This window comes from Brucella intermedia LMG 3301, from assembly GCF_000182645.1.
Taxonomy (GTDB): Bacteria; Pseudomonadota; Alphaproteobacteria; order Rhizobiales; family Rhizobiaceae; genus Brucella; species Brucella intermedia.
Genome location: NZ_ACQA01000001.1, coordinates 948940 through 963704 on the forward strand (window position 1 = coordinate 948940; position 14765 = coordinate 963704).

Here is a 14765-nt window from a genome sequence, read left to right on the forward strand (position 1 = left end):
TTTCGCGATTATTCGCGGCAAACAAAGACTAAAGAGGGCAAGGCAATAAGGCTTTGCTCACGGAAAGGTGTTGGGGGATCCCCATGCTGACAGGTATTGCGGCAGCGTTTTTCTATCTGTTCGCCTTCATCATGATCGCATCCGCGTTCATGGTGATCGCGGCACGCAACCCCGTGCATTCGGTGCTGTTTCTGATCCTCACATTCTTCAATGCGGCAGCCTTGTTCCTGCTGACGGGGGCCGAGTTCCTCGCCATGATCCTGCTCGTCGTTTACGTCGGGGCAGTGGCGGTTCTCTTCCTCTTCGTCGTCATGATGCTGGATGTGGATTTCTCCGAGCTGAAGCGCGGCGCGCTGCAATATGCGCCGGTTGGCGCGCTCGTCGGCCTCATCCTGCTCGGCGAGCTGATCTTCGTGTTTGCAAGCAACATGTTTGCACCGAAGCTGGGGCAGGGCGCCGTGCCGATCCCGAATATCGCCGAGCGGAGCAATACCGCTGCTCTGGGTGACATTCTCTACACCGACTTCGTCTTCTACTTCCAGGTTGCTGGTCTCGTCCTTCTGGTCGCGATGATCGGCGCCATCGTTCTGACGCTGCGGCACAAGCCGAATGTCAAGCGCCAGTCCATTCCGGCCCAGGTTGCTCGCACGCCCGAAACGGCGATCGAGATCAAACAAGTCGAAACGGGCAAAGGCATCTGAGGATAAGCATATGGAAATCGGTATCGCCCACTATCTGACCGTTTCGGCCATCCTGTTCACGCTTGGCGTCTTCGGCATCTTCCTGAACCGCAAGAACGTCATCGTCATCCTGATGTCGATCGAATTGATCCTTCTTTCGGTCAATCTCAACTTCGTGGCGTTCTCCAGCCAGCTCGGCGACATGGTCGGGCAGGTGTTCGCCCTTTTCGTTCTGACCGTCGCGGCTGCGGAAGCGGCCATCGGTCTGGCAATTCTCGTTGTTTTCTTCCGTAATCGCGGCTCCATCGCGGTGGAAGACGTCAATGTTATGAAAGGTTGACGGGCAAATGCTCTACTACGCGATCGTCTTCCTTCCGCTTCTCGGCTTCCTGATTGCCGGTCTCTTCGGCAATCAGATCGGAGCCAAGGCGAGCGAATACATCACTTCCGGTTTCATGGTCGTCGTCGCGGTCCTGTCCTGGGTCGTGTTCTTCCAGATTCCGCTCGGCCACGACGCGGAAACCGTCCGCATCCCGGTTCTGCACTGGGTAACCTCGGGCGCGCTTTCCTTCGACTGGGCATTGCGCATCGACACGCTCACCGGCGTCATGCTGGTGGTGGTGAACTCGGTGTCGGCTCTCGTGCACATCTATTCCATCGGATATATGCATCACGATCCGCACCGTCCGCGCTTCTTCGCCTATCTGTCGCTCTTCACCTTCGCCATGCTCATGCTGGTCACGTCGGACAATCTGGTCCAGATGTTCTTCGGCTGGGAAGGCGTGGGTCTGGCCTCGTACCTCCTGATCGGCTTCTGGTTCCAGAAGCCTTCGGCAAACGCCGCCGCCATGAAGGCCTTCGTCGTCAACCGCGTTGGTGACTTTGGCTTCCTGCTCGGCATCTTCGGCGTGTTCGCGCTGTTCCAGTCGGTCGACTACAACACGATCTTCGCTGCTGCCGCCAATTTCCTCCCCGCTGAAGGCGCCGCCGATGCCAATCAGGTCGTTCTGAACTTCCTCGGCTATCAGCTCGACAAGCAGGGCGCGATCACGATCACCTGCCTGCTGCTCTTCATGGGCGCGATGGGCAAGTCGGCGCAGTTCCTGCTGCACACCTGGCTTCCGGACGCCATGGAGGGCCCGACCCCGGTTTCGGCGCTCATTCACGCCGCTACCATGGTTACCGCGGGCGTGTTCATGGTCGCCCGCATGTCGCCGATCTTTGAACTGTCGCAGACCGCGCTTCTGGTCGTGACCATCATCGGCGCGACGACTGCCTTCTTCGCGGCAACGGTCGCCCTCGTGCAGAACGACATCAAGCGCGTCATCGCCTATTCGACCTGCTCGCAGCTCGGCTACATGTTCGCTGCACTCGGTGTCGGTGCCTATGGCGCCGCCGTGTTCCACCTGTTCACGCACGCTTTCTTCAAGGCGCTTCTGTTCCTTTGCGCCGGTTCGGTCATCCATGCCGTTTCGGAAGAGCAGGACATGCGCCGCATGGGCGGTCTGCGCAAGCTGATCCCGATCACCTACTGGATGATGGTCATCGGCACGGTCGCCATTACCGGCCTCGGCATTCCGGGCACGGTCATCGGCACCGCCGGTTTCTTCTCCAAGGATGCGATCATCGAATCCGTCTTCGCTTCGCACAGTGCTGCCAGCGGCTACGCTTCGACGCTTCTCATCATCGCCGCGCTCTTCACGAGCTTCTATTCCTGGCGCCTGATTTTCATGACCTTCCACGGCAAGCCGCGCGCTTCGGCGGAAGTCATGCATCACGTCCATGAATCGCCTGCCGTCATGTTCGTTCCGCTGCTGATCCTCGGCGTCGGCGCGCTCTTTGCCGGTGTCGTGTTCAAGGAACTCTTCTTCGGCCACGAATATGCCGAGTTCTGGAAGGGCGCTCTGTTCACCTCGGCTGCCAACCAGATCCTCGAGGAATATCACCATGTTCCTCTTTGGGTGAAGCTGTCGCCGTTCGTTTCGATGGTTCTCGGCTTTATCGTCGCCTGGATCTTCTACATCCGTTCGCCGGAAACGCCGAAGGAACTGGCTGCCCGTCATCGTGGCCTCTACCAGTTCCTCTTGAACAAGTGGTACTTCGACGAGCTGTACGATTTCCTTTTCGTGCGTCCGGCTCGCTGGCTTGGCCGCGTGTTCTGGAAGGGTGGCGACGGCTGGCTTATTGACGGCTTCGGCCCGGATGGCGTCTCGGCCCGCGTGCTCGACGTTACCAACCGCGTCGTCAAGATGCAGTCCGGATACCTTTATCACTACGCATTCGCGATGCTGATCGGCGTCGCCGCGCTCGTCACTTGGATGATGCTCGGGAGCTCTTTCTGATGACCGACTGGCCAATTCTTTCAACGGTCACGTTTCTGCCGCTCGTCGGCGCGTTACTGATCCTTCTGATCAAGGACGACAGCGAGGCATCGCGTCGCAATATCCGCAACGTCGCTTTGCTGACGACGATATTCGTCTTCGCCCTGTCGCTCGTCGTCTGGGCCGGTTTCGACAATTCGAACCCCGGCTTCCAGATGGTCGAGCAGGTCGACTGGATGGGCGGCGGCATCAGCTACCACATGGGCGTGGACGGCATCTCCGTCCTGTTCGTGGTGCTTTCCGCTTTCCTCATGCCCTTCTGCATTCTGGCAAGCTGGGTGTCGGTGGAAAAGCGCGTCAAGGAATACATGATCGCGTTCCTCATTCTGGAAACGCTGATGATCGGCGTGTTCTGCGCGCTCGACCTGTTCCTGTTCTACGTGTTCTTCGAGGCAAGCCTTATCCCGATGTTCATCATCATCGGCGTGTGGGGCGGCAAGCGCCGCGTCTATGCGAGCCTGAAGTTCTTCCTCTACACGCTTCTGGGCTCGGTCCTGATGCTCATCGCCATCATGGCCATGTACTGGCAGGCTGGCACGATGAACATCGTGGAGCTGCTGAAATACGACTTCCCGGCCGGGATGCAGACATGGCTATGGCTCGCCTTCTTCGCGTCCTTCGCGGTGAAGATGCCGATGTGGCCGGTCCACACCTGGTTGCCGGATGCGCACGTTGAAGCACCGACGGCAGGCTCGGTCATTCTGGCCGGTATCCTGCTGAAGCTCGGCGGCTACGGTTTCATCCGCTTCTCGCTGCCGATGTTCCCGCTGGCTTCCGCTGATTTCGCTCCGTTCATCTTCGCGCTGTCGGTGATCGCAATCATCTACACCTCGCTCGTCGCGATGGTGCAGGAAGACATGAAGAAGCTGATCGCCTATTCGTCGGTTGCGCACATGGCCTATGTGACCATGGGTATCTTCGCGGCAAACGAGCAGGGCCTGCAGGGCGCAATCTTCCAGATGCTGTCGCACGGCATCGTGTCGGGCGCGCTCTTCCTCTGCGTCGGCGTGATCTATGACCGCATGCATACCCGTGAGATCGCGGCGTTTGGCGGTCTGGTGAACAACATGCCGAAATATGCGGTGGCCTTCCTCATCTTCACGATGGCGAATGTCGGTCTGCCGGGTACTTCGGGCTTCATCGGCGAGTTCCTGACGCTGTTCGGCGTGTTCCGGGTCAACACCTGGGTGGCGCTGTTCGCAACCACGGGCGTCATCCTCTCGGCGGCCTATGCGCTCTGGCTCTACCGTCAGGTGATCTTCGGCGCGCTGACCAAGGAAAGCCTCAAGGCGCTCCTCGACCTCAGCCCGCGTGAGAAGCTCATTCTGTACCCGCTTGTGGTGCTCACCATCTTCTTCGGCGTCTATCCGACCCCGGTCTTCAATGTGACCGCCGGTGCCGTGAACGCCCTGGTCCAACATTACGACGCAGCACTCGCGGGCTCCGCGAGCGCCGTGCTGGCACAGTAAGAAATAAAGGCGTAGGTCATGCAGACTGATCTGATAGCTCATCTGACCCTTGCAGCACCGGAGGTTCTCCTTGCTGTAGGCGCCTTGGCACTGCTCATGATTGGCGTGTTCTCCGGCGAACGGGCGGCCACGCTCGTCAACGGATTATCCGTCGCGGTGCTTATTGCAGCGCTGGCTCTGGTCATCCTTTTCCCGGCGAACGGCGCTGTTTTCGGCGGCGCCATCGTCAATGACGGTTTTGGCCGCTTCATGAAGGTGCTGACACTGGTCGGCTCCATCGTGACGCTGATCATGTCGGTCGGCTTCGCCAAGGCGGAGAAGTTCGACAAGTTCGAATTCCCGGTCCTGATCGTGATTTCCACGCTCGGCATGCTGCTGATGGTTTCCGCCTCCAACATGCTGTCGCTCTATCTCGGCCTCGAACTGCAATCGCTGGCGCTCTATGTTCTGGCAGCGTTCAACCGCGATAGCGTCCGTTCGACGGAAGCAGGCCTGAAATACTTCGTCCTCGGTTCGCTGTCCTCGGGCATGCTGCTTTACGGCATCTCGCTCGTCTACGGTTACACCGGTCATATCGGCTTTGCCGAAATCGCGCAGGCCGTCTCCGGCGGACAGCGCGAACTGGGCCTGGTCTTCGGTCTGGTCTTCATTCTGGCCGGCCTGGCATTCAAGATTTCCGCCGTTCCGTTCCACATGTGGACGCCGGACGTCTATGAAGGTGCGCCGACCCCGGTAACGGCATTCTTTGCCGCCGCTCCGAAGATGGCCGCCATGGCGCTCATCATCCGCGTCGTCTCGGAAGCCTTTGCCCCGGTCACCCATGACTGGCAGCAGGTCGTCATCTTCATCGCGCTTGCCTCGATGATCCTCGGCGCCTTTGCCGCCATCGGCCAGCGCAACATCAAGCGCCTGATGGCTTATTCCTCGATCAGCCACATGGGTTATGCGCTTGTTGGTCTGGCCGCAGGCACGGTGATCGGCGTGAAGGGCGTGATGATCTACATGGTGATCTACCTCGCCATGACGCTCGGCACCTTCGCGTTTATTCTTGCAATGCGCACCAAGGACGGCAATGTCGAGAACATCGATGATCTGGCCGGTCTGTCCCGCACCAATCCGGTGCTGGCAACCATCATGACCATCTTCCTGTTCTCGCTCGCCGGCATTCCGCCGCTCGCAGGCTTCTTCGGCAAGTGGTACACCTTCCTTGCCGCTGTGCAGGCCGGTCTCCTGCCGCTCGCCATCATCGGTATCGTGGCTTCGGTCGTGGGCGCGTTCTACTACCTGCGCATGATCAAGATCATGTGGTTCGATGAGCCGACCGGCGGTTTCGTTCCCGTCGCGGGCGAGCTTCGCCTGGTTCTCGGTGTAACCGGTGCCTTCGTGCTCTTCTACGTCTTCATTGCTGGCCCGATCGGTGGTTTTGCCGAAGCCGCAGCCAAGACGTTCTTCTGACAAATGCACGAGGCGGAAGCATAGATGAGTTTTGCGCTTTCGCCTGTTGCGAAAAATGAGGGCTACCGTCTCGAAAGCTTCGAGACGGTAGGTTCCACCAACGCCGTTGCCCTGGAACGGGCAGCCGCGGGTGATCCGGGCAGGCTCTGGCTTGTCACGAAGAAACAGGAAAGCGGTCGCGGAAGACGGGGCCGTGCCTGGTCCACGCCGGAAGGCAATCTTGCCTCCACGCTGCTTCTCGTTGAATCCTACGAAATGAAAACGGCGGCAACGCTCGGGTTTGTCGCGGGCCTGTCGCTCGCCGATGCGCTTGACGCGATATTCGCCGCGACCGGGCCTGCCGTGCCGCCGACAATCGGCCTCAAATGGCCGAACGATGTTCTGCTGAATGGCGCCAAACTGTCCGGCATCCTGCTGGAATCTTCCATTATGGGAAAAGGCCTGTTCGCCGTTGCCATCGGCATCGGAACCAATGTGGTCGCCTTTCCTGACGATCTGCCCTATGCGGCGACTTCCCTGCGCTCGCTTGGCAGCAAATGCGATGCCGAAACCTTGTTCGCGGCCCTGTCGGATGCATGGTCCGTCAATTATCGCGTCTGGAACGAGGGGCGCGGCCTTGATGACATTCGCAAGCGCTGGCTGGAGCGCGCCCATGGCCTCGGCCAGCGTGTGACGATGCAGGTCGAAGGCCGTATCGTCGAAGGTCATTTTGATACGATTGACGAGGCATGCCGTTTTGTTATTCGCGAAGACGATGGTTCGCGGGTTGCAGTAACGGCTGGCGATGTCTATTTCGGAACTGCTGCTACAATACGCAAATAATTTGCTTTGTTTTGTCTTGCCAGGGTTGCAACAGGACAACTTTGGGTTCAGTTGGTGCGGCAAGACCGCTCGATAGTCATAGAGGAAATTTCATGGCCCGATCCAATACTACGGAACTCGTCTTTCTGCCCCTTGGCGGCGTGGGCGAAATCGGCATGAATTTGGCCATGTACGGCTTTGGCCCAGCCGATAACCGCGAGTGGCTGGTGGTGGATATGGGTGTGAGCTTTGCCGGGCCGGAACAGCCGGGCGCCGACCTCATCCTGCCGGATATCCGCTATCTCGAAGCTGAAAAGCACAATCTGCGCGGCATCGTGATCACCCATGCGCATGAAGACCATTTCGGCGCCTTGCTCGACCTTTGGCCGCACCTGAAGGTGCCGGTCTATGCGACGCCCTTTACCGCCGGTCTGCTGGAAGCCAAGCGGCAGTCGGAGGATGGCGCGCCCGACATTCCGATCACCATCTACAAGGCTGGCGAAAAATTTGAGGTCGGGCCTTTCAAGATAGAGGCCGTGGCCGTCACCCACTCGATCCCGGAGCCGGTTTCGCTGGCCCTTACGACGCCGCTCGGCACGGTCGTGCATACGGGCGACTGGAAGATGGACCCGGAACCCTCGCTCGGCCCCGTCATCGATGAGGCGCGTTTCCGCGCCATCGGTGATGCTGGCGTGCTGGCGCTGATCTGCGACTCCACCAACGCCTTGCGCGAGGGTGAATCGCCTTCCGAACGTCAGGTGGGCGAAAGCCTGCGTGAGCTGATCGAAAATGCGCGTGGCCGTGTGGCCATCACCACCTTCTCGTCGAATGTCGGCCGTATCCGGTCGATTACCGAGGCGGCGCGTGACGCGGGCCGCCAGGTGCTGGTGGTCGGGCGTTCGATGAAGCGCGCCATCTCCGTTGCGACCGAGCTTGGTTATATGGAAGGCCTGCCGGAATATCTCAGCGAAGAAGATTACGGCTATATTCCCCGCGAGAACGTGGTGATGATCCTGACCGGCAGTCAGGGCGAGCCGCGTGCCGCACTCGCCAAGCTTGCGCGTGACGAAATGCGCAGCCTCGCTCTCACGGCGGGCGATACGGTCATCTACTCCTCGCGCGCCATTCCGGGCAATGAAAAGGCCATTCTCGATATCAAGAACCGCCTTATCGATCGCGGCATCAAGATCATCGGCGACGAGGATGCACTGGTCCATGTGTCCGGCCATCCACGCCGCAGCGAATTGCGCCGCATGTATTCCTGGGTTCGCCCGCAAATTCTGGTGCCGGTGCACGGCGAGGCAGCGCATCTTGTCGCGCAAGGCTCGCTTGGCGCGATGGAAGGCATCGAGCAGGTCGCGCAGGTGCGCGATGGCGACATGCTGCGTCTGGCGCCGGGCAAGGCCGAGATCATCGATGAAGCGCCGGTTGGCCGCATCTACAAGGACGGCAAGCTGATCGGCGACGAGGAAGAAATCGGCATGGTCGAGCGCCGCAAGCTTGCCTATGTCGGCCATGTCGCCGTTTCGGTGCTGCTCGACCGCGAGCACAAGATCATCGATGAGCCCGACCTCGTAACTTTCGGCGTGCCGGAGGAAAATGCGCAGGGCGACCTGCTGGAAGATATCCTTCTGGACGCGGCGATCGAGGCCATCGACAGCATTCCGCGTGTTCGCCGCAAGGATATCGAGCTGGTGCGGGAGTCCGTGCGCCGTGCCGTTCGCGCTGCGGCAAATGAAGCATGGGGCAAAAAGCCCGTGGTGACGGTGTTCGTGAATAGGATACGGTAATCGCATATATTTGCAGAATGACCGGCATGGGAGGTGCTGATGCTCGAACGCTTGAACCACGTGGCAATCGCCGTTCCGGATATTGACGCCGCCGCAGCGCTTTATCGCGGTAAGCTCGGTGCCAAAGTCACCGAGCCGCAGGCGCTGCCCGAACATGGCGTAACCGTGGTTTTCATCGACGTCGGCAACACCAAGATCGAATTGCTGGAACCTCTGGGCGAGGGGTCTCCCATCGCCGCCTTTCTGGAAAAGAACCCGTCCGGCGGCATGCACCATCTTTGCTACGAGGTTGCGGACATCATCGCCGCCCGTGATCGCCTCAAGGCGGAAGGCGCGCGCATCCTGGGTGACGGCGAGCCGAAAACCGGCGCGCATGGCAAGCCGGTCCTGTTCCTGCATCCCAAGGATTTCAACGGCACACTGATCGAACTGGAAGAGGTGTAATCATGTCTCTGGTTTCGGGTATCGCGATCTATTTCATCATCTGGTGGACCACGCTGTTCGCGCTGCTGCCGGTCGGCTTGCGTACACAGGCCGAAGAAAACGAAGTGACCCTGGGCACGGTCGCCAGCGCTCCGGCGAGGCCGCGCATCGGTCGGGCCTTCCTGCGCACGACGGTCGTCGCGACGCTCATCTTCCTGCTCTATTATTATCTGACGCAGGTCAGCGGTTACGGCCTCGACGATATCCCGCATTTCTTCCCGGATCTGACTTGACCCGACCGGGTTTCACGGGTCCGGTTCCGGCATGAATTTTGAGGCTGCCTAAAAATTAGGCAGCCTCTTTTTTGTATAAAGAAAAGTGGATGACTCCACCAAAAGTTGTAGTCTGTGGCAGCCCTTAAGCGTAACCCGTTGAATTTCCGACAGGCTACAACCCGCCGTCATTTGTGACAGCGAGGCCATTTCCTCGGCAATTGTGCATGAATAAATCGATTTATACTTAAGTGAAATTTAATACTTGGATGCGCAGAGGGCACCGGGATAAATCCCACAAAATCAATGTGTTATTCGCGCAAATAAAATAGCGAAACTGCGGAGACCAGAGCCGTCCCGCAAGTGCAAAAAAAAAGCAAGGCTTTCGCCTTGCTAATCAAATACGCGTTCGATCCGTTTCCATTTGACTGGCGGCTGCGAAAGTCGCGCCTGGATCCATCCTCCCAAGACTTTGACCGCGTGAAACCCAACGGTTTTATTCCGTTGTTGCTCTTATGATGAAAAAAATAGCGAACTGCACAGCTTTTGTCACGAAAAATCTTCTATCGCGTCATATTTCTTTCGCAAAATTTCCCCGGAGAGAGTGATATATCTGTAATATATTGAATTTGAATGTGAATCTGGATGCCCGATTTGGCGGAGGCAGTTCTTTCGGCAGGCGATCATGGCTGTGGATGGGGAAATCCGCCGCCGCGAAAGCTTTTCCAGGCGGGTTTCCAACCGATCTATAACCCGGTAAGAAACCGACGAATATGCTTAATTTTTGCCTGATTCTTGAAGCACTCAGGCAGTCCCTCTTGATTGGTGGTTACGATGCGTCTGTCGCGGTATTTTTTGCCTATTCTGAAGGAAAACCCCAAGGAGGCGGAAATCGTCTCCCACAGGCTGATGCTGCGTTCGGGCATGATCCGTCAACAGTCGGCCGGCATCTATGCCTGGCTGCCGATCGGCCTGAAGGTGCTCAACAAGGTCTGCGACATCATCCGCGAGGAGCAGAACCGCGCCGGCGCCAATGAAATCCTGATGCCGACCATCCAGTCCGCCGACCTGTGGCGCGAAAGCGGCCGCTACGACGCCTATGGCAAGGAAATGCTGCGCATCCAGGACCGTCAGGAGCGCGACATGCTCTTCGGCCCGACCAATGAGGAAATGGTCACCGACATTTTCCGCTCCTATGTGCGTTCCTACAAGGACCTGCCGCTCAATCTCTACCACATCCAGTGGAAGTTCCGCGACGAAGTGCGCCCGCGTTTCGGCGTCATGCGCTCACGCGAATTTCTGATGAAGGACGCCTATTCGTTCGACCTCGATTATGAGGGCGCGAAAATGGCTTACTACCGCATGTTTGTGTCCTATCTGCGCACTTTCGCCCGCGTCGGCCTGCAGGCTATCCCGATGCGCGCCGATACCGGCCCGATTGGCGGCGATCTTTCCCACGAATTCATCATTCTGGCCGAAACCGGCGAAAGCCAGGTTTTCTGCGACAAGGCCTATCTCGATCTGGCCGTGCCGGGCGCGGACACCGATTTCCGCAACGATGCGCAGCTGACCGACATCGTCCAGCGCTGGACGACGCCTTATGCTGCGACCGACGAAATGCACGACGAGGCCGACTGGGCCAAGGTCAAGCCTGAAGATCAGGTTTCCGCGCGCGGCATCGAAGTCGGCCACATCTTCCATTTCGGCACCAAATATTCCGAACCGATGGGCGCGAAAGTGCAGGGCCCGGATGGCAAGGAACATCTGGTTTCCATGGGTTCCTACGGCATCGGCCCGTCGCGCCTTGTCGCAGCCGCCATCGAGGCCTTCCACGATGATGCAGGCATCATCTGGCCGAAGGCCATCGCACCGTTCGGCGCTGGCATCGTCAACATGAAGCCGGGCGACGAAGGCTGCGACGCCGTGAGCGAGAAGCTCTACGAAGCGCTGACCAATGCAGGCGTCGATCCGCTGCTTGACGACACGGACGACCGTCCGGGCGCAAAGTTTGCCACGATGGACCTGATCGGCCTGCCGACGCAGGTGATCGTCGGACCGCGCGGCGTTGCCGCCGGTGAAGTCGAAATCAAGGATCGCAAGACCGGCGAACGCCAGAACCTGAGCGTCGAAGCTGCGATCAACCTGTTGACGGCAGAAGCATGAGCAACGCGGCGGCAGCAAAATCCGGGGACAAGGCAAAGGTAGCCCAGAAGGCTCCGAAGTCAGGTCCATTCTCGGCCTTTGAGCGGATGATCGCATGGCGATATCTGCGTGCGCGCCGCCGCGAGACCTTTATCTCGGTCATTGCCGGGTTTTCCTTCACCGGCATCATGCTGGGCGTGGCGACGCTCATCATCGTCATGGCGGTGATGAACGGCTTCCGTGCCGAGCTTCTTTCGCGAATCCTCGGCATCAACGGCCATCTCATCATGCAGCCGATTGACCGCCCGCTGGATGATTATGCCGATCTCATCAAGCGGATCGACGGTATTTCCGGCATCAGGTTCGCCATTCCCGTGGTGGAAGGGCAGGCGCTCGTGCAGGGCAATATCGGCGCAGGCAATGGCGCGCTGATCCGGGGCTTGCGTGAGGAAGACCTCGACAAGCTCAAGCTCGTTTCCGGCAATATCCGCCAGGGCACGCTGCAGGGCTTCGATCAGGCGGGCGGCGTCGCCATCGGCACCCGCATGGCGGAAAATCTCGGCCTGTCCATCGGCGATACGCTGCGCGTGATCTCGCCCGACGGCGATGTGACCCCGTTCGGCGTCAATCCGCGCGTGAAGGCCTATCCGATTGTCGCCATCTTCGAGATCGGCATGTCGGAATATGACTCGTCCATCGTCATGATGCCGCTTTCCGAGGCGCAGCTTTTCTTCAATCAGGAAGGCAAGGTGCAATCGCTTGAAATCTTTGTCGATAATCCCGACAAGGTGGATGCGATGCGCGCCCCGGTGGAAGAGGCGGCGGGGCGCCAGCTCTCGCTTGTCGACTGGCGCCAGCGCAACCAGACTTTCTTCTCGGCGCTGGAAGTCGAACGCAATGTCATGTTCATGATCCTGACGCTGATCGTGCTCGTGGCGGCGCTGAACATCATTTCCGGCCTCATCATGCTGGTGAAGGACAAGGGGCATGACATTGCGATCCTGCGCACCATGGGGGCAACCCGCGGCGCGGTGATGCGCATCTTCCTGATGACGGGCGCCGCCATCGGCGTCACCGGCACGGTGGCCGGTGTGGTTCTGGGCGTCGTCGTCTGCCTGAATGTCGAGCGAATCCGCGAGTTCTTCTCGTGGCTCTCCGGCACCACGCTCTTCAATCCGGAACTTTATTTCCTGAGCCAGCTGCCCGCGAAGATGGACCCCGGCGAGACGATTTCCGTCATCGTCATGGCTCTGGTGCTGTCGTTCATCGCCACCATTTTCCCGGCCTGGCGCGCTGCCAAGCTCGATCCGGTCGAAGCATTGAGGTATGAATAATGGCGGCTGAAATCATCATGCGGCTGCAACGCGTCGGCCGCGCCTACAAGGAGGCCGACCGCGAACTGGTGATCCTCAAGGATGCCGATTTCACGCTGCGTCGCGGCGAAATGGTTGCGCTTGTCGCGCCATCGGGTGCGGGCAAATCGACCTTGCTGCACACGGCTGGCCTTCTGGAACGTCCCGATGAGGGAGAGGTTTTCCTGGACGGACGCTCCTGCAGCAAGCTTTCCGATGACGAGCGCACGGCGGTGCGCCGCAACGACATCGGCTTCGTCTACCAGTTCCATCACCTCCTGCCGGAATTTTCCGCGCTGGAAAACGTGATGATGCCGCAGATGATCCGCGGACTGTCGAAGAAGCAGGCGGCGGAACGTGCGCAGCAGCTTCTTGAATATATGAAGATCGGCAAGCGCGCCTCCCATCGCCCCTCGGAGCTTTCCGGCGGTGAACAGCAGCGTGTCGCCATCGCGCGCGCCGTTGCCAACGCGCCGCTTGTTCTTCTGGCCGACGAACCGACGGGCAACCTCGACCCGACGACCTCGTCCTATGTCTTCGGTGCTCTGGAAGCGCTCGTGCGCCAGTCCGGGCTTGCAGCCCTGATCGCCACCCACAATCACGAACTGGCTGGCCGCATGGACCGCCGCGTGACGCTGAAGGACGGCAAGGTCGTCGACCTCTAAAACGTCCACATTATACAGTAGCACCTCATCCTGAGGAGCCGCCGCAGGCGGCGTCTCGAAGGGCGAGGTGCGGCTCTGCCGTCAGCGCGTTCCTGTCTGACCGAACAGCCGGTGCTCTCCCATCAGTTCTGCTGTGCGTTTGATCGGGCCGGGCCTCTGGGCCTGCCGGTATTCCAGTACCCCTTGTCTTGGTGGCCGGGGGCCATGGAATCCGCCTCCGCCAGCAGCACCTCATCCTGAGGAGCCGCCGCAGGCGGCGTCTCGAAGGGCGAGGTGCGGCACCGCTGCCAGCGCGTTCCCGTCTGACCGGACAGCCGGTGCTCTCCCATCTGTTCTCTTGTGCGTTTGATCGGGCCGAGCCTCTGGGCCTGCCTATATTCCCGTACCCCTTAGCGTTCGGGCGGCCATGGAACCCCGCCTCCGTCAGCACCTCGTCCTGAGGAGCCGCCGCAGGCGGCGTCTCGAAGGGCGAGGTGCGGCACCGCTGCCGGCGCGTTCCTGTCTGACCGGACAGGCCAGCGCTCTCTCATCTGTTCTCTTGTGCGTTTGATCGGGTCGGGCCTCTGGGCCTGCCGGTATTCCCGTACCCCTTGTCTTGGTGGCCGCGGGCCATGGAACCGCCTTCGCCGCCAGCACCTCATCCTGAGGAGCCGCCGCAGGCGGCGTCTCGAAGGGCGAGGTGCGGCTCTGCCGTCAGCGCGTTCCTGTCTGACCGGACAGGCCAGCGCTCTCACATCTGTTCTGCTTGCGTTTGATCGGGCGGGACGTCTTAGGCCTGCCTGTATTCCCGTACCCCTTGTCCTGATGGCCGGGCGGTCATGGAACCGCCTCCGCCCCCAGCACCTCATCCTGAGGAGCCACCGCAGGTGGCGTCTCGAAGGGCGAGGTGCGGCTCTGCCGTCAGCGCATTGCTGACCGGACAGCCGGTGCTCTCTCGGTTCCTGCCTGCGGTTGTGTATTCACTATTCGTAAACCCTAAAATGAATGCCGTTGCAAAACGGGTGTTGACTTTGGAACAAAAATAGAACAAAAAATAAACATACGTGAACACAGAGGAGTTTCCAACATGACCGATCTCGTCCACGACGTTCTGTCTTTCATTTCGGTAAGCCTGTTCATTGCAACTTTCGCCATCTGGGTGAGCGCTATTTGAAGGAAATAGCGGGTTCCTGTGAACCCGCGCCACGGGGGCGATAGTCTTACTGGACATCGCCACTTCATTCCCCGAAACTGATGCTTTCAGGCGACAGAGTCGCCAGCCGCGATGAATCACGAATGTGGTTCATGCTTGAAGCAATGTGCTATCAGGCGGCTATTGTATCGGCGCCAGGATCG

General features: G+C 59.5%; 12 protein-coding genes. All 12 read left to right on the forward strand.

The window, feature by feature from the left end:
- Positions 1-83 precede the first annotated feature (83 nt).
- A complete protein-coding gene (locus tag OINT_RS04525; RefSeq protein WP_006471807.1) occupies positions 84-701 on the forward strand; it encodes an NADH-quinone oxidoreductase subunit J in 618 nt (205 codons plus the stop codon).
- Between the two features lie 10 nt (positions 702-711).
- The gene (gene nuoK, locus OINT_RS04530; RefSeq protein WP_006466598.1) at positions 712-1020 is read left to right on the forward strand and encodes an NADH-quinone oxidoreductase subunit NuoK; all 309 of its coding nucleotides are present in this window, start codon (positions 712-714) and stop codon (positions 1018-1020) included.
- Between the two features lie 7 nt (positions 1021-1027).
- A complete protein-coding gene (gene nuoL, locus OINT_RS04535; RefSeq protein ID WP_006466599.1) occupies positions 1028-3022 on the forward strand; it encodes an NADH-quinone oxidoreductase subunit L in 1995 nt (664 codons plus the stop codon).
- Positions 3022-4530 carry an NADH-quinone oxidoreductase subunit M gene (locus OINT_RS04540; RefSeq protein WP_006471805.1) on the forward strand — a complete coding sequence of 503 codons (1509 nt, stop codon included), beginning with the start codon at positions 3022-3024 and terminating at the stop codon, positions 4528-4530. Before nuoL ends, OINT_RS04540 begins: the two co-directional genes overlap by 1 nt.
- A gap of 18 nt (positions 4531-4548) precedes the next feature.
- A complete protein-coding gene (gene nuoN, locus OINT_RS04545; protein WP_006466601.1) occupies positions 4549-5985 on the forward strand; it encodes an NADH-quinone oxidoreductase subunit NuoN in 1437 nt (478 codons plus the stop codon).
- Between the two features lie 24 nt (positions 5986-6009).
- Positions 6010-6807, forward strand: a complete 798-nt coding sequence (locus OINT_RS04550; protein WP_006466602.1) for a biotin--[acetyl-CoA-carboxylase] ligase — start codon at positions 6010-6012, stop codon at positions 6805-6807.
- A 92-nt stretch (positions 6808-6899) separates the two neighbouring features.
- The gene (locus OINT_RS04555) at positions 6900-8576 is read left to right on the forward strand and encodes a ribonuclease J (protein WP_039852530.1); all 1677 of its coding nucleotides are present in this window, start codon (positions 6900-6902) and stop codon (positions 8574-8576) included.
- Between the two features lie 39 nt (positions 8577-8615).
- Entirely contained in the window at positions 8616-9020 is a 405-nt protein-coding gene (gene mce, locus OINT_RS04560) for a methylmalonyl-CoA epimerase (protein ID WP_006471802.1), read from the forward strand.
- Positions 9021-9022: 2 nt separating this feature from the next.
- Positions 9023-9292 carry a DUF1467 family protein gene (locus OINT_RS04565; protein ID WP_006466605.1) on the forward strand — a complete coding sequence of 90 codons (270 nt, stop codon included), beginning with the start codon at positions 9023-9025 and terminating at the stop codon, positions 9290-9292.
- Between the two features lie 813 nt (positions 9293-10105).
- Entirely contained in the window at positions 10106-11434 is a 1329-nt protein-coding gene (proS, locus tag OINT_RS04570; protein ID WP_006471801.1) for a proline--tRNA ligase, read from the forward strand.
- Positions 11431-12747: a lipoprotein-releasing ABC transporter permease subunit gene (locus OINT_RS04575; RefSeq protein ID WP_006466607.1), complete on the forward strand. Its 1317-nt coding sequence runs from the start codon at positions 11431-11433 to the stop codon at positions 12745-12747. Before proS ends, OINT_RS04575 begins: the two co-directional genes overlap by 4 nt.
- The gene (locus OINT_RS04580; RefSeq protein WP_006466608.1) at positions 12747-13430 is read left to right on the forward strand and encodes an ABC transporter ATP-binding protein; all 684 of its coding nucleotides are present in this window, start codon (positions 12747-12749) and stop codon (positions 13428-13430) included. Before OINT_RS04575 ends, OINT_RS04580 begins: the two co-directional genes overlap by 1 nt.
- The last annotated feature ends 1335 nt before the right edge of the window (positions 13431-14765 follow it).

Excerpts from the sequence above, each read along its gene's own strand:
- OINT_RS04525 (WP_006471807.1), top strand. The coding sequence starts at position 84 with ATGCTGACAGGTATTGCGGCAGCGTTTTTCTATCTGTTCGCCTTCATC.
- nuoK (WP_006466598.1), top strand. The coding sequence starts at position 712 with ATGGAAATCGGTATCGCCCACTATCTGACCGTTTCGGCCATCCTGTTC.
- nuoL (WP_006466599.1), top strand. The coding sequence starts at position 1,028 with ATGCTCTACTACGCGATCGTCTTCCTTCCGCTTCTCGGCTTCCTGATT.
- OINT_RS04540 (WP_006471805.1), top strand. The coding sequence starts at position 3,022 with ATGACCGACTGGCCAATTCTTTCAACGGTCACGTTTCTGCCGCTCGTC.
- nuoN (WP_006466601.1), top strand. The coding sequence starts at position 4,549 with ATGCAGACTGATCTGATAGCTCATCTGACCCTTGCAGCACCGGAGGTT.
- OINT_RS04550 (WP_006466602.1), top strand. The coding sequence starts at position 6,010 with ATGAGTTTTGCGCTTTCGCCTGTTGCGAAAAATGAGGGCTACCGTCTC.
- OINT_RS04555 (WP_039852530.1), top strand. The coding sequence starts at position 6,900 with ATGGCCCGATCCAATACTACGGAACTCGTCTTTCTGCCCCTTGGCGGC.
- mce (WP_006471802.1), top strand. The coding sequence starts at position 8,616 with ATGCTCGAACGCTTGAACCACGTGGCAATCGCCGTTCCGGATATTGAC.
- OINT_RS04565 (WP_006466605.1), top strand. The coding sequence starts at position 9,023 with ATGTCTCTGGTTTCGGGTATCGCGATCTATTTCATCATCTGGTGGACC.
- proS (WP_006471801.1), top strand. The coding sequence starts at position 10,106 with ATGCGTCTGTCGCGGTATTTTTTGCCTATTCTGAAGGAAAACCCCAAG.
- OINT_RS04575 (WP_006466607.1), top strand. The coding sequence starts at position 11,431 with ATGAGCAACGCGGCGGCAGCAAAATCCGGGGACAAGGCAAAGGTAGCC.
- OINT_RS04580 (WP_006466608.1), top strand. The coding sequence starts at position 12,747 with ATGGCGGCTGAAATCATCATGCGGCTGCAACGCGTCGGCCGCGCCTAC.